This window comes from Nocardia wallacei, assembly GCF_014466955.1.
GTDB lineage: Bacteria > Actinomycetota > Actinomycetes > Mycobacteriales > Mycobacteriaceae > Nocardia > Nocardia wallacei.
Genome location: NZ_AP023396.1, coordinates 2,678,287 through 2,698,959, shown reverse-complemented (window position 1 = coordinate 2,698,959; position 20,673 = coordinate 2,678,287). Strand labels below are relative to the sequence as shown.

Sequence of the window (20,673 nt, the reverse complement as noted above, 5' to 3'; positions counted from 1 at the left end):
GGCGCGGAAATCAGGCGGCGATCGTGAGACCCAGGCTGGTCAGCAGGTCGATCACGCGCCGGCGCAACTCGTCGCGGATCGGCCGCACCTCGGCCACCGGCAACCCGGCCGGGTCGTCCACGATCCACTCCTCGTGCCGCACACCGGGTAACTGGGGGCACAGGTCGCCGCAGCCCATGGTGACGATGACATCGGCGGCCCGGATGATCTCGTCGGTCCAGGTCTTCGGGAATTCGTGGGAGATGTCGATCCCCACCTCGGCCATCGCCGCGACGGCCGCCCGGTTGAGCGCGCCGCTCGGTTCCGATCCGCCCGACCAGGCCAGCATCCGGCCCCGCGCGTAGTGCTCGAAGAAGCCGAGCGCCATCTGCGAACGTCCGGCGTTGAACGTGCACAGGAACAGCACCACCGGCATGGCGTGCTCGACGCGGCCCTCCACCTTCGCGCGGGCGTGCAACTGCTGGCGGGCGAAGCGTTCGGCCAGCAGCGGCAGGTACAGCTTCACCGGCGCCCGCGCCCCGATCTGCGCGTAGGACTCGTGCAGGAAACGGTGAATGGTGTTGGCGTCGAACAGGATCGTGAATTCGCGCTGCAGCCGCCGCTCGGCCCGCGCGAGCGCGGTGGCGTGCACGATGTCGAGCAGCCGGTACGCCGGAGTGATCTCGGCGTATCCGGCCCGGAGGGTCCGCTCGGACGTAGCCACGGAACTCAGCGTGACACCGACTGCCTTCCGCGACAACAAAACCCAGGTGAACCGTTTCCGAACCTATCGGCCACCGGCGGCCGTACTCGCGGTGCGCGGTTCCAGGACCACGACGGCCGTCTCCCCGGAGCGCAGGGCGGCATGACCATCGAGATCGCGCTCCCGCTGCCGCCACTGCTCCCACAGCCGCGCACGCTCGGCTCCCTCGGCGGCGCGGCCGCGCACCGTGCGGAAACCACCCTTCAGCTCCACCGTCGCGTCGGGATTCGCCAGAAGATTGAGCCACCACGCCGGTTCCCCCTCGCCCCAGCCGTTCATCGCGAGCGTCACCAGGTTCGGGCCGTCCTCGAAGTATCCGAGCAGCACGCTGCGCGCCCGGCCGGTACGCCGTCCGGTGACGGTGAGCCGCATCGTCCCCCAGTGCGCGCTGTCCTTGGGCTGCCACAGCCCGGCCCGGCCGCGGGACACGCGATACAGGGCACGATGGGTGTACCAGGCGAGCACGATGAACCACCGCGGCGGAAGCCTTGCCGCACTGTGCTTTTCCGATGACACGCGAAACCTCTTCCCACTCGGCCGGGCCGTCCCGGCGTCGCTCGGTCGTCCCCAGCTTCGGCACCCCACCGTCCGCTGTCCAGGGTCCATGGTCACCGATCTCACGTGGTGCACACTCACAGCCGGTTGTGGCGACGGGTTGTGTGGTGGCCGGTTTTCGGATCGGACTGTTCTGTGACGATCACGGGAGTATTACGATCGAATGGTCGGGAAGTGGTGAGAATTGCGCGGACACTTCATTTTTCGGCGCATCTGTGCGCACCGAAGGATTTCGGATCGGAATTTCGGTGATTTCGCACGTCCGAATCCGGGAGGAACAGCATGCCGGACAGCGTTGTCGTTGCGCGGGACGGGAATTCGGTCATCGGATTATCGGCCGAGGTGCGGTCGGCGGTCACTCTCCCGCCCTTCGCGTGGCGCGAGGTCGGCCTCGTCGCGACGCTCGCCGCGGTGTTGTTCGCCGCTCGGGCCGGGCGTTATCCCTTCGGCGGCGACGAACTGTATTTCATTGCGGCGGGCCATCGTCCGGCATTCGGATATGCCGATCAGGGGCCGGTCGTACCGTTGCTGGCGGCGGCCGCGGATCTCGTCGCACCGGGTTCGCCGGTGGCGTTGCGGTTGCCCGCGGTGCTGCTGACCGTGGCGGCGATCCTGCTCAGCGCCTCGACCGCGCGGGAGTTCGGCGGCGGCCGGTGGCCGCAGGTGCTGGCGGCCGCGGCGTACGCCACGACGCCGATGGCGGTGACGCAGTCGGCGATGCTGAGCACCTTCGCCGTCGACGTGACACTTACCGCGCTGGTGGCGTGGCTGTGGATCCGCTGGGTGCGCACCCGCGCCGACCACCTGCTGTGGCTGGCCGGAGCCGTCGCGGCCGTGGACTTCCAGGTGAAGTGGCTCATTCCGATCGTGTGGGCGGGGCTGACGCTGGGCGTGGCCGTCTTCGGTCCCCGCGACATGATGCGGCGCCCGGCGTGGTGGGGCGGGTCGGCGCTGCTGGCGGTCTCGGCGATACCGACCGCGCTGTGGCAGCAAGCCCACGGCTGGCCGCAGCTGGCGATGGGCGCGGTGGTCCGCGCGGAGCAGCTGGCGACCAGCGGCCTGATCGGCATGCCGGTGCAGATCGTCCTGGTGACCGGGCCGCTGGGATTGCTGCTGCTGGCGGGCATGTGGGCCGGGCTGCGGTGGGATCGCCTGCGGCCCTGTCGCTTCGTGATCCCGATGGTCGCGATCGGGCTGGTCGGCGTGGTCGCCGGTGGGCTGCGGCCGTACTTCGTGGCCGGCGCCTTTCCCGGGCTGTTCGCCGCCGGAGCGGTGTATCTGGCCGATCGCGAACTGTCCCGGCGCGCGCGGGCGGCCGGTGCCGGACTGCTGGCGCTCGCCACGGCGGTGACCGTGGCCGCGGTGCTGGTGCTCCCGCTTTCCTCCGCGCGGCTGACCGAGCCGACCGACAGGTACGCTCAGATCGATTGGCGCAGCCGGCTTTACGGGTCCAACGGCTGGGACCGGCTGGTGGCCACCGTGACGGATACGGTGCGGCGCATCCCACCCGGGGAGCGCCGCGACCTGGTGATCGTGACCCAGAACTATTGGCAGGCAGCGGCACTGGAGCGGTTCGGCGCCGGCACCCTGCCCGACGTGTACAGCCCCCACCGCGGCTACGGCTATTTCGGCCCGCCGCCGGACAGCGCGACGACCGTGCTGTACGTCGGCGTCGAGGATCCGGGCACGGCGCTGCGGACGAGGTTCGCCGCGGCCACCCCCGTGGCGCGGCTCGATGAGCGCCTCGGCTTTCCCGGTGTCGATCGCGGAGTGACGGTGTGGCACTGCATGTTTCCCGACGAGCCGTGGTCGCGGGCGTGGCCGGGCATGCTGACGCTGCCGATGGTCGACGGCACCGTGCGCTGACGGCCGGTTCAGTCGGCCAGTGCCGCGCCGAGCACCGGCCACGAGTTGTGCAGATCCTGCTGCCAGTAACCCCACGAATGCGTGCCGTTGGGTCGCAGATCGAAGGTCGCGGGAATATCCAGCTCCCGCAGCCTGTCCCGCAACTGCGCGGTGCAGCGCCCGGCCACCGCGTCCAGCAGGCCGCCGATGACGAGCTGATCGATCAGCTTCACCGGGTTGGCGTGAATGCCCGGCCCGTCGAGCGTGTCCAGCGGTCCGGGAGCGCCGTTCCCGCTGGCCACGTAGATGGCGGTGCCGCGCAGTTCGGCGGCGCGCAGGTACGGGTCGTTGGCCGCCCAGGCGGGGTCGGTCGGCGGCCCCCACATATTGAGCGTGTTGCCGCGCCGCGCGGTCACGATGGCGTCGACCATGACCTGGCCCATCGGATCGCTGGTGCGCGCGCAACCGCTGTAGGACCCGATCGCGCGGAACAACCCCGGCGCGGCCAGCGCGAGTTGGAACACCGAGATACTCGCCATGGACAGTCCGGCGATGGCATTGGCGCCGCTGCCGTGGAAGGCGGAGTCGATGACCGGTGGCAGTTCACGGGTGAGGAAGGTGGTCCAGCGCTGCCGCCCGTGCACCGGGTCGTCGGCGCGCCAGTCGGCGAAGAAGCTGCCCGCCCCGCCGATCGGAACGACCACAGTGACCTGTTTGTCGGCGAAGAACTCGGCGACGTCGGTCTTCGTCAGCCAGTTGCTGCCCTCGCGCCAGTCGCCGGTGTCGGTGCCGCCGTCGACTCCGTTCAGCAGATACAGCGTCGGCGCGGGACGCGAACCATCCACTGCCGGAAGAACTTCCACGGTCAGCGGGCGGCCCATGGCGGCGGAGTGGACGGTCAGGTCGACCACGCGGCCCGGACCTTGCACGGCGGTGAGCAGCCGGGATCCGTCGGCGGCCGGTTCCGCGGCGGCCAGGGCGCGCACGGCCACCGGGACGTCCGGCGCGGGGTCGGCCACGGCCGGGCCGGTGGTACAGGTCAACGCGGTGGCGCAGCACAGCACGGCCAGCCGCCGCGCATGCCCGCGGCGGACCGACCGTTGCCGAGCGCGGACCCTCATACGACGACCTCCCTGCCGGAAACCCGACCGCGCCGACGCTAGGACGCGCGGACGCGGACCGGCAAGGTCCGCCCGCGTTTCTGAGAATTCTCGGTAGCCGGGCACTGCCCGCTCCGGTAAATGCCACAATTCCGCGAACTCGGGTAACGGCCGCAGTGCGATATCCTCACGCGGCTTTCACCCCGACCGTGAGGTTCACCGAATCCGGGTGTGCACTGGATGCACGCATAGGTGGCGATTACCGTATGGCCGGGTAGACGATGGTGGTGTCGGTTCGAGACCGGGAGCGCGAACAATGTGGGGACCATCGAGATCGGTACGTGCGATCGTGGTCGGCCTGCTGGCCGGATGTCTGCTGCTGGGACCACACGGCCCCGCGAGCGCCGACGCGGGCCCGGACGGCGTGCAGGACTGGATAGATCGCACCGTGCCGCCGCCGCTGCTGCCGCAGGCACCGTCGCCACCCGGCGCCCAGCTGACGCGGGAACTGTCGGCGCTGTGGCGGGGTGTGCTGTCGCCCCCGGCGAACGACCCGATCTTCGACGCCTGGCCCGCCGACCTCGACCGGCGCGTTCCCGGCGACATCATCCAATGGCGGGACGTGACGGCGACGGCCGCGCCGCTGGCGGTGGTTCCGATCCGGCGCGCGGTATTGATGAAGTTCCGGACCACCGCCGCGTCGGGCGAGCCGTCGTTCGGCACGGCGACACTGGTGATTCCGGCCGCCGAATGGTCCGGCGACCGCCCGGTCCTGGTGAACGCGCTGCCGATCAACTCGCTGGGGCTGCGCTGCACGCCCGGCTACGCGATGGCGCACGGCCCGCACAGCAAGTTCAGCGCCGGCGATCTGTTCCCGCCCACCACCTGGTGGGGACTGAGCCGCGGATACGCCGTGCTGATCCCCGATCACGAGGGCCCGTGGATGTCCTACGCCGAGCCGACCGTCGCCGGGCACGTCGTGCTCGACGCCATGCGCGCGACGCGGGCGGTAGCGCCGGGCGAGTTCGGCGGCAGCCGGTTCGCCGTGGGTGGCTACTCCGGCGGCGCGATCGCCTCCTACGCCACCGCCATGCTGCTGCACGAGTACGCGCCCGAACTGGCCGGAGTGCTGGTCGGTGCCTCGATGGGCGGGCTGGTCACCGATTACCGTGCGATCGCGCAGCGCTTCAACGGCAATATGGCCTCCGGCATTCTGCTGGTGGTGGCCGCGGCCATGGCCCGCGAACATCCGGATATGTTGCGGTACCTGAATCACCTCGGACAATGGCTGGCGACCTCGCCGATAAAAGAGACCTGCGGCGACAGCAACGGCCCGCTCGGTGTCGTCGGAATTCCGATCGAGGTCGTCGCGAATACCGCCGATCCGCTCGGCAGCGATATCGCCGAAGCGATATTCCGGCAATCGGATCTGCGGGACCGAACCTCCGGCGCGCCGCTGTTGATCTATCACGGGGCACACGACATCTGGATTCCCGCCGAACAATCCCAGGCCCTGTATCGGGAGCAGTGCGCGCGGGGAATTCCCGCCGTTTCCCGCCAGGTGCCCGGTGAACACGTCATCGGCCTGCTCGCCGGTTTCTCCGGCGCCGTCGACTGGCTCGATCGACGGTTGCGGGGGGAGCCCGCGCCGGACGAATGCCCCGCGGTCGCGCCCGCGGGGCATCGGTAGGGAAGGCAGCGCCCGGCGTTACCGTTGACCGCTGATCGCTTCCGGATCGATCCCGTCCGGTCCCGGCAGCGAGCCCGGCAGCGGCGAGTTGTCGAGGTAGCGGATCTCGTAGGTGCGCTCGGTGAACTTCCAGCCGTCGGGGGTGCGCCGGTAGCGATCGTGGTAGATGGCGTAGTTCAGATGCGAACCGCCGCCGCGCAAACGGCCGAATTCGCAGATGTGCGCGCGGCCGGACGCGGTGTCGCCGTCGATCTCGGTGGCGCCGGGATGGGTGTGCTGCACGAAGTACTCCCACGCGTCCTGCATGCGCGGCATGGCCGCCCGGAGGGCGGCGCGCCCGGCCACCTCGATGTGCGCGTCCGGGATGCGTAGCACCGCGTCGTCGGTGAACAGCGCCGCCAGACGGTCGAAGTCGCGCAGCATCACCGCGTCGGGGAACGCGGCCCGCAGTGCCTCGATCTCGACACGGTCGGCGAGGGATCGAAAGTCGTTGTCGCTGATCATGATCGGGCTCCCACGGGGGCGGTGCGTGCGGCCTGCCGGAGCGGAGCCAGCGCGTCGGTCCAGACGATCACCTGGTCCAGCAGCGCGTTCAGGGCCGTCACGTGGTCGTCGCGGGGCACGAAGGTGGTGTAGTTCTCGAAATCGGTGAGTACCGAGAGGGCGACCTGGCGGCCCACGGCGGCCATCCCCAGCCCGCCGCAGACCAGCCGCAGCTGTTCCACCGCCCGCACGCCGCCACCGGCCCCGTACGAGACGAACCCGACCGCCTTGTCCACCCACTCCGCGTACAGGTGGTCGATGGCGTTCTTCAGCACACCGGGCGCCGCATGGTTGTATTCGGGGGTCACGATCACGAACCCGTCGAGGGGAGCGATCCGCGCGGCCCAGGCGCGGGTGTGCTCGTGGACCGACGGCCCGAACATCGGGGCCACGGGCTCGTCCAGATGGGGCAGCGGGTGGTCGATCAGATCGATCAGTTCGAATTCGGCGTCGCCGCGCCGCGCGGCCGTGTCCAGGACCCACCGGGCGACCTGCGGGCCGTTGCGGTTGGGCCGGGTACTGCCGAGGATGATGCCGATTCGCGTCATGGCCGGAACTCCTGTTCTGCTGAATGCGTCACGACCTTCCGACGACGCGGCCCGCCGGAATGTCAGGCCGCCTCACAGTCCGGGTCGCCGTTTCGTCGTATCGGGTGAGGGCCGCACCGACCGAAGGAGCCGAACCATGACCGACCCGCACCTGCGCGCGGTGATCAGCGAGCGCCGCCAGCTGATCAATCTGGCCTACCGGCTGCTCGGTTCGCTCGCCGAGGCCGAGGATGTGGTCCAGGAGACCTACGCGCGGTGGTACGCGCTGCCGGAAGCGCAACGGCGCGAGGTCGCCGCGCCGGGCGCGTGGCTCACCACCGTCGCCAGCCGCATCTGCCTCGATCTGCTCGGCTCGGCCCGCGCCCGGCGCGAACGCTATGTGGGCGAATGGATTCCGGAGCCGGTGCCCGACCGCGGCGAGTGGCTGGGCGGTCCGGCGCCCGCCGATCCGGCCGATCGGGTCACCCTCGACGAGTCGATCAGCATGGCCTTCCTCGTCGTACTGGATGCCATGACGCCGGCCGAGCGGGTGTCGTTCGTGCTGCACGACGTGTTCCGCTACTCCTTCGCCGAGGTCGCCGGCATCGTCGGGCGCACCCCCGCGGCCTGCCGCCAGCTCGCCTCCTCCGCCCGCCGCCGCCTGCGCACCGCGCCGGGTCCGGCCACGCCGCAGCGCGCCGAGGTGGTGCGAGATTTCAAGCGCGCGTGGGAAACTCGCGACATCGAGGCACTGATCGGCCTGCTCGACCCGCACGCCACCGCGACCGCCGACAGCGGCGGCCTGGCCCCCGCCTTCCTACACCCGATCGAGGGCGGCGAGCAGATCGCCCACACCTGGCTCGCCATCGCCGCCCGCGCCCCCGAGATCACCCTGCTGGAACGCACGGTGAACGGCCAGCCGGGCCTGGTGGCCGAGCAGGACGGCGCCGTCGTCTCGGTCTACGCCTTCGACATCGCCGACGACCGAATCACCCGAATCTGGGTAATCCGCAACCCGCACAAGCTGCGCCCCTGGACCACCGCCTGAACGTCGCGGCACGCGGCGGTGTGGTGTTACCGACTGAACCGTTGGACCGCCGCCACACAGGGCGACGCGAGGGCACCGCCCGAAACACCGGACCGCCGCCACACAGAGCGACGCGAGGGTGCCGACTGAACCGCCAGGCCGTTGCCGCACAAGGCGACGTGATGGCACCGACTGAACCGCCAGGCCGTTGCCGCGCGGGGCGGCGTGAGGGTGCCGACCGACTGTCAGGCCGTCGCCGCGCGCGGCGGTGCCGTGGTCCGGAATCGGCGGCGGTAGTCGGTGGGTGTGGTGTTCAGGCGGCGGCGGAAGGCGCGGACGAGGGTGTCGGTGGTGCCGAAGCCGCAGCGGGCGGCGATGCGGTCGAGGGTCTCATCCGAGGTTTCCAGTTCGCGGCGGGCCTGTTCCACGCGCAGCGATTCGATGTAGGCGTGCGGGGTCGTGCCGAGTTCGGTCTTGCACAGCCGGGTCAGGTGGCGGTCGCTGACGTGGGCGTACGCGGCGAGGTCGGCGACGGTGAGCGGATCGGCCAGGTGCCGCAGGATGTAGTGCCGCAGGTCTTCGATGCGCCTGGTGGCGGAGACCTGTTCGAGGGGGACGCTGAACTGGCTCTGCCCGCTCGGGCGCTTGAGGTACATGACGAGCTGCCGCGCCACCCGCAGGGCGACGTCCTCGCCCAGGTCGTCGGCGATGAGCGCGAGCGAAAGGTCAAGGCACGCACTGATTCCGGCGCCGGTCCAGACATCGCCGTGCCGGATGAAGATGGGGTCGGCGTCGACCTCGATCTCCGGGTGGTCGTGGGCCAGTTGGCGCGCGGTGGACCAGTGCGTCGTGGCGCGCTTGCCCGCCAGCAGACCCGCTGCGGCCAGCAGGTGCGCGCCGACGCACACGGAGGCCACCCGGCGAGCGCGGTCGGCGAGCTTGCGCACCCAGGCCACCAGGTCCGGATCGATGACCGGGCGGACCCGGCCCGCGCCGTCGGTCTCCACGGCACCGGGCACGACGAGCGTGTCGATGTGCTCGGCCGCGGCGCGATCGAAGGTGATGTCGGGCAGCACCCGCACGCGGGCGCCGGTGGTGACCGGGTCCAGGGTGCGCGCGGCCAGGACGACCTCGTAGTCCGCCGCGTCCTCGGTCTCGCGCCGCGCGAGTGCGAAAACCTCTGGCGGGCCGGTGATGTCGAGCAGGTCGACGCCCTCGAAGACGACGATGACGATGCGGCGTCGCGGCATGTGCGGCACGGAAACTCCTTCACCCGATGATGTCGGTATCTGCATGTTATGCGTCATTGCCGACACTCGCCGCGGTGCATACCGTGGTGATCACGGCCGACGCCCCCGGCGTGCCGCTCCCCCTCCCTACTACTTCCAGGCGGTTTACCCATGTCCCGAACCACGCTGCGCGAAATCCAGGGTCTCGACCAGACTCCGGCCGAACTGGCGAATTCGACCCTGCTGCTGATCGATTTCCAGAACACCTACACCCGCGGCGTGATGGAACTCGACGGCTGGGAGGCCGCGCTCGAGACCGCCGCCCGCCTGCTCGACCGCGCCCGTCTGGAGGGCGCCGGGGTGGTGCACGTGATGCACGACGGCGGCCCCGGCACGCCCTACGACATCCGCGCCGAGATCGGCGCGATCCATCCCCGCCTCGCGCCGATCGATGGTGAGCCCGTCGTCGTCAAGCACGCCCCGGACGCCTTCCACGACACCGACCTCGACACCCATCTCCCGGCGGGCGGCGACGTGGTGATCGCGGGCTGGATGACGCACATGTGCGTGACGTTCACCGCGCAGGGCGCCTTCCTGCGCGGTCACCGCCCCACGGTCGTCGCGCAGGCCACAGCGACCCGCTCACTGCCCGTCGCGAGCACCGATCTGACCGCCGACGAGGTGCACCACAGCGCCCTGGCCACCATCACCGACCTGTACGGGGTCGTCGTCGCCTCGCCCGACGAACTCCGCTAGCGCTCGATGGGGCCGGGCAAACCTTCGGCATGACCGGCGGCGCGGTCCGGCCCACAGGCCGCGCGGCAGCGCGTGACATCCGACACTTGTCAACGATGGGAACCGCGCGGACCCGGCCGTGATGAGCGACCACAGCCCTGTTGGGGCCGGTCACAGTGTGGGTGGTGGGCGTCTCAGGTGTGGTGACAGAGCACGCAACACCCGCTGGGAAGGCCCCTTGACGATAGCTACGCTGTGCGAGTTCATCCGACTCGAGGACGAGGTCCGTGAAAACCCTTCTGGCAGTTCTAGCAACCGTGCTCGTCAGCACCGCGGTGCTGGCCACCCACCCCGCCACCGCGGCACCACCCCCACCCGCCGCACCCGGCCCCTCCCCCCTGCAGGAATGGATCGACAACACCATCCCCGCACCCCCACTCGACCCCGCACCCCCCGCCGCCCCCACCCCCCAGCACCTCACCAGCGACGACCAGACCACCCTCTGGAAATCCGTCCTGTCCACCCCCACCGGCGACCCCACCTTCGACACCTGGCCCACCGGACTCGACACCCTCACCCCCGGCCACATCATCGAAACCCGCGACGTCACCGCGACCGCCGCCACGCTCGTCAACGCCCCGATCGCGCGGGCGCTGCTGGTGAAGTACCGCTCCACCTCCGCGACGGGCACACCCTCGTTCGGCACCGCGACATTCCTCGTGCCCGCCGTCGCGTGGCCGGGTCCGGACCCGCGGCCGGTGCGGGTGGACACCATGCCGATCAACGCACTCGGTCTGCAGTGCACCCCCGGCTACACGATCGCGCACGGCCGTCGCGACAACAACGGCATCAACGTCTTCCTGCCGGGTGTGGCGGACGCGCTGAACAAGGGCCAGGCCATCCTGGTGCCCGACCACGAGGGCCCGCTGGTGGCCTACGCCGAGCCCACCGTCGCCGGGCACATGACCCTCGATGCCATGCGAGCCGTGCGATCGCTGTTCCCGGAAGAGTTCGGCGCCAGCCGTTTCGCGGTCGCCGGTTACTCGGGCGGATCGATCGCCTCCTACGCGACCGCGATGTTGCTGCCGGAGTACGCACCCGAACTGGCGGATGTGCTCGTCGGCGCGTCCGTGGGCGGATTGGTGACCGACTACGGCGCGGTCGCCCACGTGTTCAACGGCCGCAGCGCCTCCGGAATCCTGCTCTCGGTGTCGCTGGCGATCTCGCGCGAACATCCCGAGATGCTGCAGTACATGAACAACCTCGCCCGGTGGGTGGCGACCTCGCCACTGAAGAACATCTGCGGCGAGGCGGACGGCCCGCTCGGCGCGGTGGGCATCCCGATGGAGGTCGCGACGAACATCGACCAACCGCTCGAGAGCGATATCGCCGAGCACATCGAGCGGCTGACCGACCTGACCGACCGCACATCGGCTGTGCCGCTGTACATCTACCATGGCGCCGACGATTTCTGGATTCCGATCCAGGGCCCGCGGCAGATGTATCAGCGGCAGTGCGCGCTCGGCGTCGCGGCGCAGTTCCGCACGGTGCCGGGCGAACACGTCTCCGCCATGCTCAACGGCGGCGCCGGATCCACCGACTGGATCGACGCCCGGCTGCGCGGCGAGCCCGCGCCGAACGAATGCGCGTAGCCCGATAGTCGAGCGCCCACCCGCCGTACTCGTCCACGGACGAGCGGCCGGGTGGGCGCTCTCTTACCTACCTATTCCGTTGTGCCCCTCAGCATTCGCGCGGCGCCGGTTCGCCGCGCAACCGCGCGAGCAGCCAGTCGTCGAGCCCCGGGGAGCCGGTGGCGTACCCGATCAGATGCTCGCCGGGCACCACCCGGAAGACGGACGCGACGCCACGGCCGCACTGCTGGCGATGCGTGCGCTGAGCGTCGTCGAGCGGAATCCACGGATCGTGGGCGCCGTGGTAGATGTACAGCGGCACCGCCGAGGTGCGGCCGACGAGATCCAGCCGGGCGAACATCTCGTCGGCGAAGGCGCCGTCGAGCGAATTGCCGACATTCGCCACGACATCCATCGGGAAACCGACCACGCCGAGCGGGCCGTCGGCGTCGCCGCAGATGTCCTTGATCGGCGAGGACGCCACCCACTGCGCGAGATGATTGGTGTACTGCAACATCTCCGGGTGCTCGCGGGCCACGGCCAGCGCCACCGACAGCAGGATCCCCGAGGAGATGTTGCCGTTGAACCGGTGAGCGACATTGCGGTTGTCGGTGACCACCCCGCCCGCGGCCGCGCCCACGACGACCTCCGCCAGTTCCGGCGCGTACTCGTCGAGCAGCATGGCCGTCGCGTACGAGGCGATCGCGCCACCCGAGTAGCCGCTGACCACGAAACGGCTCGCGCCGAACGCGTTGTCGTCCACCGTCCGGGTGGCCCGGATCGCATCGAGAATCATGTGCCCGGCGACGTTGGGCTCGGCGTAGGCCATCAGGGGACCTTCGTGATCGGGCACGAGGACCGCGTGTCCCTGGCCGAGAGCCCACCAGATGGACGGCATGAACACCGTGAGATCGGTATTGGGCTTCTCCAGCAGGCCGTGCGACATCTGGTACCCCGGCGTGCAGTGCGCGCCGAGGGAATTGATCGGCAGCGCGTTCACCTGCACCGGCTGCGGGCCGGGACCCGTCCACGGGGCCGCCGGGGTGATCAGCGTGGCGGTGCCGAACGACGGCGTGCCGGTCGCGGAGGTGGAGCGGTACTTCAGCAGCAGCGCGCGCGAGATGGGCGTCGCCATGCGCATCGCCGCGGTCGCGGTGACGTCGCGGGTTTCGATGATGTGGCCGGGGGTGAGGGTGTCGAGTCCGGTGGGCCAGGTGTCGAAGGTGGGGTCGCCGGTGGGGGTGGACAGGACGGATTTCCAGAGGGTGGTCTGGTCGTCGCTGGTGAGGTGCTGGGGGGTGGGGGCGGCGGGGGGTGCGGGGTCGAGTGGGGGTGCGGGGATGGTGTTGTCGATCCATTCCTGCAGGGGGGAGGGGCCGGGTGCGGCGGGTGGGGGTGGTGCCGCGGTGGCGGGGTGGGTGGCCAGCACCGCGGTGCTGACGAGCACGGTTGCTAGAACTGCCAGAAGGGTTTTCACGGACCTCGTCCTCGAGTCGGATGAACTCGCACAGCGTAGCTATCGTCAAGGGGCCTTCCCAGCGGGTGTTGCGTGCTCTGTCACCACACCTGAGACGCCCACCACCCACACTGTGAGTTTTCCCAAGCCGAGGCCGGCCGGCTCTGTTAGATCGCCGGGGTGGTCACGCCTTGACGCCGACGGCGCCCACGTAGTTGGCCCGCCGCGCGTCCGCCTCGTCGACCGGATCCAGCGGCCGCCAGGCGCCCACCGGGACGATGCCCGGCTCGAGCAGCGTGTAGCCGTCCAGCAAGGCGGCGACGTCGTCGATGGTGCCGAAGCCCGCGCCGGGAGTGTTGGTGCGCCGCATGACCGACAGCACCTGTTCCTGCTGTTCGAGCGTCAGCGTCAGCCCGACGGCGTGCGAAATGCCCAGGGCGCTACCGGCGCTGCACGCATCGCGGTACGCGGCGGTCAGTTCGGCGGGGTCGATGTCCTCGAGCAGGTCGAGCACGGCCATGGCCAGCACGGCGACGGGCCGGTCGAAGTCGAGCAGGCCCGCCACGCCGGGCGCGGCCAGCACGCTGTCGATGTCGCGCAGGTCGGCCCAGGTCATCGAGACCTGCGGTTGGTCGGCGAGCATCTTGTTGGCGTACTCGACGGCCACCGGCTCGCGTTCGACGTAGGCGACCCGGGCGGCGGGGTTGTGCCGCAACGCGATCTCGTGCGGGCTGCCCACCGTCGGCGCGCCGGAGCCGAGGTCGAGGAACTGGTCGAAACCCAGCTCGCTCAGGGCGGTGACGGCCCGGCCGACGAAGAACCGGTTCGCCCGCGCCCACTCCCGGCTGCCGGGCATGCCCTCCGGGATCGCGTCCGCGGCCTGCCGGTCGGTCTCGAAGTTCGCCCCGCCGCCGAGGACGTAGTCGTACATCCGCGCGATACTGGGCGTGTTCATGTCGATGGTGTCATCCAGCCGGAACCGCGGGTCCATACCGCCGCCTTCCCTCGAACAGTGCTGTCTGCCAACCACACTCGCGCCGCACTGTGTCCACTCGTTCGCGTAACTACGCTACCGGTGACACGCTCGTCCGGCCACCGTCGCCGTCACCGGGGCCACCGTCGTCCAGGTCGCGTCGGACCCGTTGTCCGTCATGGGAATTCGGCGCGCTGCCCCGCCTGGCCCGCAACGCGTTCACGACAGCGAGCACGATGCCCACGCCGACCAGGATCAGCCCGCGCGCCCACACCGCGGCTTCGATGCGGGTGAACAGGTACAGGCACGAGGCGAGTCCGAGCCACGGGACGACGGTGGGGATCCGGAAATGGTCGTTGCCGACCGGATGCCGCCGCTGCACCAGTACCGAGCAGTTCACCGCCGCGAACACGACGAGCAGCAGCAGCACGAGCGTCTCGGCCAGCGCGGCGACCTCGCCGGTGAGCGCGAGGATCAGCGAGACGCCCGAGGTCGCGACGACCGCCACCCACGGTGTGCGGCGGCCGGGCAGCAAGCGGGTCAGGACCGCGGGCAGCAGTCCGTCGCGGGCCATGCCGTAGGCGAGCCGCGAGGCCATGATGCCGGTCAGCAGTGCCCCGTTGGCGACCGCGACCAGCGCGATCACACTGAACAGCCGCTCGGGCACGCCACCGGCGCGCCGCACCACCTCGAGCAGCGGACCGCTGGAGCGCGCGAGTTCGTCCGTGGGCACGGCGGCGCTGGCGACCACACCCACCAGCACGTACACCGCGCCCGCGGTGAGCAGCGCGCCGAACAACGCCGTGGGATAGGAGCGCCGGGGGTCGCGCACCTCCTCGGCGAGGTTCACCGAGGTCTCGAAGCCGACGAAGGAGTAGAAGGCGAGCACGGTTCCGGCCAGCACCGCCGGGACGGCGCCCTGCTCGGCGGTCCCCACGTGGGTGAGCCGCTCCGGATCGGCGTCACCCCGGACGACCAGCCACGCCCCCAGCCCGATGATGAGCAGCAGCCCGCCGAGTTCGACCAGACTCGCCGCGACGTTGGCGCGCAGCGACTCCTTGATCCCGCGAATGTTGAGCAGCGCGAGCGCGACCAGGAACACGACGATCACCACGGCCGTCGGCGCCGACACGAGCGCCTGCAGATACTCCCCCGCGAACGCCCGCGCCAGCGCGCCCACCGACACCACTCCGGCCGCGAGCATGCAGAACCCGACCAGCGATCCGGCCGCGGGCCCGAACGCCAGGGTCGCGTAGTGCGCCGAACCACCCGCCCGCGGATACTTCGTCGCGAGTTCGGCATACGACCCCGCGGTGAGCGTCGCCAGCCCGAGCGCGATCGCCAGCGGCAACCAGACCGCACCTCCCGACGCCGCCGCCACCGAACCGATCAGCACGTACACCCCGGCGCCGAGCACATCGCCCAGGATGAAGAAGTACAGCAGGCGCGTGCTCACGGCCCGTCTCAGGGAAGTAGGCATAACCGCCACATACCCGCCCGGCCCACGCCGAACCGGACGGCCCGGTCGAACGGCGCACGACCGTGGTGTTTCACCTGTTCCTACGGACCGCAATCACGTAACGCCGAGACTGTTCCCGCGGGCCGCAATCACGTAGCGCCGAGACCGCTCCAGCGGGCCACGATCCCGTCTGACCGGGACCGTTTCAGCGAGCCACGATCGCGTGCGTTCGAGACCGCTCCAACGGGCCGCGATCACGTAGCGCCGAGACCGCTCCAGCGGACCGCAATCGCGTCTGACCGGGACGGTTTCAGCGAGCCACGATCGCGTGCGTTCGAGACCGCTCCAACGAGCCGCGATCACGTAGCGCCGAGACCACTCCAGCGGGCCACGATCGCGTGGGATCGAGCCTGTTCCAGCGGGTCGCGGTCGCGGGGATCAAGACTGTTCCAGCCGGTCCACGAGTGCCGTGGCGATCAACGAGACGGCGCGGTCGGGGTCGCGGGTCAGTTGCCGGAGGGTGCCCAGCGCGATGGTTCCCGGCATCTCGGCGAGGGCCTGGGTGAGGCGGATCCGGGCCGCGGCGGCGGCGGTCGGCGCGGCGAGTTCGGCGGTCAGCGCGGTCATGATCCGCTGCGCCCAGTTGGGGTCCGACGCCAGCGCGCCCAGCAGTTCGGCGGCCTCGACGTCGTTGGGGCCCGCGACGATCGTGGCCACCAGCGCCGGTACGGCCCGGGTCTCGCCGCGGGCGCCGAGCGCGAGCGCGGCATGTCGGCGGATCACCGGGTCGTCGTCGGTGAGCGCGTCGGTGAGCACCGCGTTCGCTCGCTCGCCGGGCAGCTCGGCGAGCGCCAGGACCGCACGGCGCCGGACATCGGCGTCCGGGGAGTTCATTCCGGCGGCCACGGTCGCCACCCCGTCGTCGCCGGTGCGCGCCAGCGCCCAGCGCAGCGCCCCCGCGACGTTCGCATCCGGTTCGGCGAGTACCGCTTCGGCGAGCAGTTCGGCGGGCACCGCGGCGTCCTCGGCCGGGGCGAGGACGGCCTGCTGTCGCCGGGCGGCGTCCCGGGATCCCAGGCCGTGCAGCAGCGCGACCAGGCGCAGGACGTCCTGCCAGTCGGCGGGCTCGGCCGCGTCGACCGCGCGCAGCCGGTCGAGGAGCTCGCGCTCGCGGCTCAGTCGCTCCTCGGACCGGCGGATGAGGTCACCGACCAGCGCGGCGAAGGTGAAGCCGGGATCGTCGAGGGCGCGGCCGATCTGGCTCAGCGACAGTCCCAGCGACCGCAGCCCCTCCACCTGGAAGATCCGCCGGATGTCGGCGGGGGCGTACTCGCGGTAGCCGCCGACGGTGCGGCCGGTCGGCCGCACCAGCCCGAGCGAATCGTAGTGGCGCAGCATCCGGGCGCTCACGCCCGAGCGCCGCGCCACCTCGCCGATCAGCACGCGGACTCCGCTCGCTCGGGGCCGAGCGCGACCACCCGCCTGGCCTGGTCCACGGCGAGGTCGAATCCGGCATCCGGATCACGCAGCAACCGCTCGGTGGCTCGCGCATGCGCGCGCACCTCCGGGTCCGCGCCGGTCGCGGCCGTGTGCAGGACCGGCTCGATCACGTCGCCGAGCGCGACCAGGGCACGGCTCAGACTCAGCCGTACCTCCCGGTCACCGCGCCCCATCTGGGTAGCCAGTTCGCTTGCCAGCCTTTCCTTTTCGTTGTCCGGCACCAGCACCACCGCGGCCCGCCACGCACTGCGCGCGACCTCGTCGTCGGGGTCGCGCAGCAGCGACGGCGTGATCGCCGGCCACGCCGCGCCGTCCCCGATCTTGGACAGCGTATGCAATGCCTGGCTGCGCGCCTGCGCACGCTCGGACCGGAGTTCGGCGAGCAGCTTCGGCAGCGTCCGCTCCGTCGGCAGGCGGGTCAACGCCCACGTCAGCATGTCGCGCACGAAGAAGTCCGGCTCGACCGCGCACCGCGCCACGAGCGCATCCGCGAAATCGCCCTCCCCTCGCGTGCCGATCGCCAGCGCCGCCGCGAGCCGTGTCGACGAATTCGCGGCCGCCAACCCCTCCAGCAGCCGCACGTCCTGTGCGTTTCCGTCCATCGATGCCATGGGAACCACCTCCGGCACCCAGTGAAGGCCTTGTCACAGTGACAAGGTCAAGCCCGAGCACCGCCGCGACTCCCTGGACCATGAGGCCACGCTCACAGATTCGGGCAGTGCCCGCGGGCTCGCTCACCCGCTGTCACCCCGGTAGATGGTCGGCATCGAGCCGAGATCGGCGAAGTTGAGGTCGTTGTCGCCGCCGGTGCTGAACCAGGCGACGTAGGTCGTGCCGTCGACCGTGGCGACGGCGGGCGGCCACGGGCTGGTGTCGGCGAATTTCCAGCGCTCCGACCGTGCCTCGTCCAGATTGTCGATATCGAAGACCATGTAGATGTTCGTGTTGCGGCCCGTGTATCCAGCTACGCTGCGGCCGCCGATGGTGAACAGGTTGGGCCCGCCGATCAGCGTGTCACTGAAGATGCCGAGGGTCGGGGGTGCGCCGATACCGAGGAAGCGCGCGTTGAGGTGCCGACCGGCGACGTCGACGCTCGTCCACGCCAGCAGCCCACCCCTGGACGGATGGAGCAGCAATGCCGGTGTGTCCACGCTGTATTCGGTGGGGGTGGGACTCACGTATGTTTCGAAGAACGTCGGATTCTGCGATTGCACCACCTGTACGGCCTGACTGCCCTGTTCGGTATAGCCGAGCCAGAAAGTGACATTGTCGGACACTATCGCGGGGCCGCCGATCGGCGGTTGCAGCCAGGGGCGGCGATCGTTGTAGTCGACGCCGTTGTCCGACCACGCCAGCCATATCCGGCCGTCCGTGCGCGTATAGCCGAGATACAGCCTGCCGTCGTCGGGGTGGGCGGCCAGGGACGGCCGCTGCAGGCTGGTATCGGCCGGCAGCGGCTTCGCATCGACTACACCGTCGGTCTCCATCCCGGACGCCATGTACATGGTGCCGTCCCGGGTGGACCACACCAGCACCAGCCTGTTCTTGTACTCCGCCAGCGCGGGCGCGGCGAGCGGACGGTGCGAAGGCCAAGACGTACGTCCTGTGAACATAATTCCCCCTGATCGCATTCTCGTAGTGCGGAAGAGTCGGTGCACCGAACAGTCATGCGGCAGATACTTACGGCGACGCGTTACAGACCACACCCGAGCGTGCCGTGCGGACAATGCTAGCGGTCCCGGCGTTCGTTGGGAATGGCGCGCCGCCGTCGGCCGGAGCGTATGAGCCGGGTGCCGACCGTGCCCGTACCGCTCGGCGGTCGGCTACGTTGTGGGATGTGGTGGGAGACAGGGCTGTTCAGGGGGAGACCGCGAGGGGCGACGACGTCCGGCCGGGCGATTCGTGGTTGCGCAGAATGCGCGAGTTACTCGAATTGATTGCGCCGCAGCGGAAATCGCTGCTGGTGGCGACGGCGCTGCTGCTGACGGGTACCGGGTCGGCATTGGCGCAGCCGCTGCTGGCGGGACGTGTGGTCCGGGACGCGGTGGCGGGTGAGACCATGGCGTGGTCTCTTGCCGCGCTCGTCGGAGCGTACCTGCTGCACGCTGTCGTCGATACCGGTGGCGTCTACATTCTCGAAAGGTCCAGTGAATCCGTCCTTTTGACGGTTCGTGACCGCTTGGCCGGGCACCTGCTGAGGTTGCGGATTCCTACCCTGGAATCGCTGCGGGTCGGGGATCTGATCTCGCGGGTGACACTGGATGCCACAGTGGTGCGCAATGCCGTGGGCACCAGTCTCGTGCAGCTGCTCACCGGCACGATCACGCTGGTCGGGACCGTCGCGGTGATGATCTGTCTCGATTGGGTGCTGTTCTCGATCGTGATCGTCACCGTCGGTGTGGCCGCGGGCGCGATGTTGCTGGTGATGACGCGGATCGAGGTGGCCTCGACGCGCCTGCAGGACAGTGTCGGGGCGCTGTCGGCGGATATCGAGCGGGCGCTCACCGGGCTGCGCACGGTCAAGGTCAACAATGCCGAGGACCGGGAGCACGAGCGCTTGACCGAACTGGCCGGCGCGGCGTTCTCCGCCGGACTGCGGGCCGCCCGGCTGAAGGCGCTGGGCAATCCGGCCATGCACCTGGCGGTGACGGGTTCGTTCGTGGTGTCGTTGCTGGTCGGTGGCGTCCGGGTAGCGCATCGGCAGATGGAGTTGAGCGATCTCGTATCGATGATGCTGCTCGCGATGAACCTGCTGATCCCGGTCGGCGATCTGTTCAACGGCTCCGTCGAGCTGCAAAGAGCCCTGGGCGCGCTCCGCCGGATAACTTCGACACTCGAACTGCCCGCAGAGAAACACGACGACATCGGCCCGGCGCCCACGACATTCGAGAACACTGCGCAGAACGGCGTTGCCGCCCTCGAATTCCGCAACGTGCGTTTCTCCTACGGCGAGCGAAAGGTTCTCGACGGCGTGACCTTCTCGGTACCGGCACACGGCCACGTAGTCCTCGTCGGCCATTCGGGCGCCGGTAAGTCCACGGTGTTCTCCTTGGTGAGCAGATTCTACGAACCGGACGGCGGTGACATTCTGCTGAGCGGCCGCTCGTACTCGCAGCGCTCGCGGCGGGAATGGCGCTCGGATATCAGCCTGCTGGAACAGAACGCCCCGCTGCTGTTCGGAAGTCTCCGAGACAATCTCACCTACCGGGAACCCGGCCTGTCCGACGACGAGCTGGAGCGCGCATTGAAACTCGCCGGTCTGTCCGACCTCGTCGCCCGGTTGCCCCGCGGCCTCGACACTTCCGTCGGCGAGCACGGCGTACTCCTCTCCGGCGGCGAACGGCAGCGCGTGGCCCTGGCGCGCGCGCTGATCCGGCGCCCGGTGCTGATGCTGCTGGACGAACCCACCGCCATGCTCGACGCCGAGACCGAACGCGCCCTGCACGTGACCATCCAGGCCGTTCGAGCGGAGTGCGCGCTGCTGGTCATCGCCCACCGCCTGTCGACCATCCGCGAAGCCGACACCGTCGTCCTCCTCGCGGACGGCAGAATCAGCGATACCGGCCCCCACACCGAACTCCTCGCCCGAAATCCGCGCTACCGGCAGCTCATCGACGCGAAGGGGTGACACCACCGGCGCTGTCCCCGTGGTCCCGCCGAC

General features: G+C 70.1%; 18 protein-coding genes. 6 read left to right on the top strand and 12 right to left on the bottom strand.

The window, feature by feature from the left end; all coding sequences use genetic code 11:
• Nucleotides 1–10: 10 nt before the first annotated feature.
• Nucleotides 11–661: an arsenate reductase ArsC gene (locus NWFMUON74_RS12225; RefSeq protein ID WP_187689107.1), complete on the bottom strand. Its 651-nt coding sequence runs from the start codon at nt 659–661 to the stop codon at nt 11–13.
• 105 nt (nt 662–766) lie between these two features.
• Nucleotides 767–1,258, bottom strand: coding sequence for a nitroreductase/quinone reductase family protein (locus tag NWFMUON74_RS12220; protein ID WP_232110983.1), 492 nt, complete (start codon nt 1,256–1,258; stop codon nt 767–769).
• 321 nt (nt 1,259–1,579) lie between these two features.
• Between NWFMUON74_RS12220 and NWFMUON74_RS12215 the strand changes: the two genes are divergently transcribed.
• Nucleotides 1,580–3,163 (top strand): glycosyltransferase family 39 protein, encoded by a 1,584-nt coding sequence (locus NWFMUON74_RS12215; protein ID WP_187687920.1) that lies wholly within the window; start codon nt 1,580–1,582, stop codon nt 3,161–3,163.
• Nucleotides 3,164–3,171: 8 nt separating this feature from the next.
• Here the strand turns inward: NWFMUON74_RS12215 and NWFMUON74_RS12210 are convergent, their stop codons facing one another.
• On the bottom strand, nt 3,172–4,263 hold the full coding sequence (locus NWFMUON74_RS12210; RefSeq protein WP_187687919.1) for an alpha/beta hydrolase: 1,092 nt from the start codon (nt 4,261–4,263) through the stop codon (nt 3,172–3,174).
• Nucleotides 4,264–4,558: 295 nt separating this feature from the next.
• On the opposite strand from NWFMUON74_RS12210, the gene NWFMUON74_RS12205 reads away from it, so the two are divergent.
• Nucleotides 4,559–5,932 (top strand): lipase family protein, encoded by a 1,374-nt coding sequence (locus NWFMUON74_RS12205; protein WP_187687918.1) that lies wholly within the window; start codon nt 4,559–4,561, stop codon nt 5,930–5,932.
• Nucleotides 5,933–5,950: 18 nt separating this feature from the next.
• Here NWFMUON74_RS12205 and NWFMUON74_RS12200 read toward each other — a convergent pair whose 3' ends face one another.
• Together NWFMUON74_RS12200 and NWFMUON74_RS12195 are read right to left on the bottom strand one after the other, a co-directional pair.
• Nucleotides 5,951–6,436: a nuclear transport factor 2 family protein gene (locus NWFMUON74_RS12200; protein WP_187687917.1), complete on the bottom strand. Its 486-nt coding sequence runs from the start codon at nt 6,434–6,436 to the stop codon at nt 5,951–5,953.
• The gene (locus NWFMUON74_RS12195; RefSeq protein ID WP_187687916.1) at nt 6,433–7,023 is read right to left on the bottom strand and encodes an NADPH-dependent FMN reductase; all 591 of its coding nucleotides are present in this window, start codon (nt 7,021–7,023) and stop codon (nt 6,433–6,435) included. Before NWFMUON74_RS12195 ends, NWFMUON74_RS12200 begins: the two co-directional genes overlap by 4 nt.
• A gap of 136 nt (nt 7,024–7,159) precedes the next feature.
• Between NWFMUON74_RS12195 and sigJ the strand changes: the two genes are divergently transcribed.
• Nucleotides 7,160–8,050: an RNA polymerase sigma factor SigJ gene (gene sigJ, locus NWFMUON74_RS12190; protein ID WP_187687915.1), complete on the top strand. Its 891-nt coding sequence runs from the start codon at nt 7,160–7,162 to the stop codon at nt 8,048–8,050.
• 224 nt (nt 8,051–8,274) lie between these two features.
• Here sigJ and NWFMUON74_RS12185 read toward each other — a convergent pair whose 3' ends face one another.
• On the bottom strand, nt 8,275–9,279 hold the full coding sequence (locus NWFMUON74_RS12185) for a GlxA family transcriptional regulator (protein WP_187689105.1): 1,005 nt from the start codon (nt 9,277–9,279) through the stop codon (nt 8,275–8,277).
• Between the two features lie 150 nt (nt 9,280–9,429).
• Here NWFMUON74_RS12185 and NWFMUON74_RS12180 point away from each other — a divergent pair, with 150 nt between their 5' ends.
• Both NWFMUON74_RS12180 and NWFMUON74_RS36550 read left to right on the top strand, forming a co-directional pair.
• Nucleotides 9,430–10,014 carry a cysteine hydrolase family protein gene (locus NWFMUON74_RS12180; RefSeq protein ID WP_187687914.1) on the top strand — a complete coding sequence of 195 codons (585 nt, stop codon included), beginning with the start codon at nt 9,430–9,432 and terminating at the stop codon, nt 10,012–10,014.
• A 266-nt stretch (nt 10,015–10,280) separates the two neighbouring features.
• Entirely contained in the window at nt 10,281–11,645 is a 1,365-nt protein-coding gene (locus NWFMUON74_RS36550; RefSeq protein ID WP_187687913.1) for a lipase family protein, read from the top strand.
• A gap of 88 nt (nt 11,646–11,733) precedes the next feature.
• Here the strand turns inward: NWFMUON74_RS36550 and NWFMUON74_RS36545 are convergent, their stop codons facing one another.
• The 6 genes from NWFMUON74_RS36545 to NWFMUON74_RS12145 all read right to left on the bottom strand — a co-directional run bounded on the left by NWFMUON74_RS36545 (nt 11,734) and on the right by NWFMUON74_RS12145 (nt 18,625).
• Entirely contained in the window at nt 11,734–13,101 is a 1,368-nt protein-coding gene (locus NWFMUON74_RS36545) for a lipase family protein (protein WP_269475332.1), read from the bottom strand.
• A gap of 163 nt (nt 13,102–13,264) precedes the next feature.
• Nucleotides 13,265–14,071 (bottom strand): SAM-dependent methyltransferase, encoded by an 807-nt coding sequence (locus NWFMUON74_RS12165; RefSeq protein ID WP_187687912.1) that lies wholly within the window; start codon nt 14,069–14,071, stop codon nt 13,265–13,267.
• A gap of 73 nt (nt 14,072–14,144) precedes the next feature.
• Complete coding sequence (locus NWFMUON74_RS12160) at nt 14,145–15,509, bottom strand: APC family permease (RefSeq protein WP_232110982.1); 1,365 nt, start codon at nt 15,507–15,509, stop codon at nt 14,145–14,147.
• 441 nt (nt 15,510–15,950) lie between these two features.
• Complete coding sequence (locus NWFMUON74_RS12155) at nt 15,951–16,955, bottom strand: HEAT repeat domain-containing protein (protein WP_187687910.1); 1,005 nt, start codon at nt 16,953–16,955, stop codon at nt 15,951–15,953.
• Nucleotides 16,949–17,623, bottom strand: coding sequence for a HEAT repeat domain-containing protein (locus NWFMUON74_RS12150; RefSeq protein ID WP_187687909.1), 675 nt, complete (start codon nt 17,621–17,623; stop codon nt 16,949–16,951). The genes NWFMUON74_RS12155 and NWFMUON74_RS12150 overlap by 7 nt, the downstream gene beginning before the upstream one ends.
• Before the next feature lie 123 nt (nt 17,624–17,746).
• Nucleotides 17,747–18,625, bottom strand: a complete 879-nt coding sequence (locus NWFMUON74_RS12145; protein WP_187687908.1) for a hypothetical protein — start codon at nt 18,623–18,625, stop codon at nt 17,747–17,749.
• A 302-nt stretch (nt 18,626–18,927) separates the two neighbouring features.
• On the opposite strand from NWFMUON74_RS12145, the gene NWFMUON74_RS12140 reads away from it, so the two are divergent.
• Nucleotides 18,928–20,640 (top strand): ABC transporter ATP-binding protein, encoded by a 1,713-nt coding sequence (locus tag NWFMUON74_RS12140; RefSeq protein WP_187687907.1) that lies wholly within the window; start codon nt 18,928–18,930, stop codon nt 20,638–20,640.
• Nucleotides 20,641–20,673 lie beyond the last annotated feature (33 nt).

Coding starts and splice junctions, on each gene's coding strand:
- NWFMUON74_RS12165 (WP_187687912.1), bottom strand. CDS start 14,071: ATGGACCCGCGGTTCCGGCTGGATGACACCATCGACATGAACACGCCC.
- sigJ (WP_187687915.1), top strand. CDS start 7,160: ATGACCGACCCGCACCTGCGCGCGGTGATCAGCGAGCGCCGCCAGCTG.
- NWFMUON74_RS12215 (WP_187687920.1), top strand. CDS start 1,580: ATGCCGGACAGCGTTGTCGTTGCGCGGGACGGGAATTCGGTCATCGGA.
- NWFMUON74_RS12150 (WP_187687909.1), bottom strand. CDS start 17,623: ATGGCATCGATGGACGGAAACGCACAGGACGTGCGGCTGCTGGAGGGG.
- NWFMUON74_RS12200 (WP_187687917.1), bottom strand. CDS start 6,436: ATGATCAGCGACAACGACTTTCGATCCCTCGCCGACCGTGTCGAGATC.
- NWFMUON74_RS12205 (WP_187687918.1), top strand. CDS start 4,559: ATGTGGGGACCATCGAGATCGGTACGTGCGATCGTGGTCGGCCTGCTG.
- NWFMUON74_RS12140 (WP_187687907.1), top strand. CDS start 18,928: ATGCGCGAGTTACTCGAATTGATTGCGCCGCAGCGGAAATCGCTGCTG.
- NWFMUON74_RS12210 (WP_187687919.1), bottom strand. CDS start 4,263: ATGAGGGTCCGCGCTCGGCAACGGTCGGTCCGCCGCGGGCATGCGCGG.
- NWFMUON74_RS12195 (WP_187687916.1), bottom strand. CDS start 7,023: ATGACGCGAATCGGCATCATCCTCGGCAGTACCCGGCCCAACCGCAAC.
- NWFMUON74_RS12185 (WP_187689105.1), bottom strand. CDS start 9,279: ATGCCGCGACGCCGCATCGTCATCGTCGTCTTCGAGGGCGTCGACCTG.
- NWFMUON74_RS12180 (WP_187687914.1), top strand. CDS start 9,430: ATGTCCCGAACCACGCTGCGCGAAATCCAGGGTCTCGACCAGACTCCG.
- NWFMUON74_RS12145 (WP_187687908.1), bottom strand. CDS start 18,625: ATGTTCACAGGACGTACGTCTTGGCCTTCGCACCGTCCGCTCGCCGCG.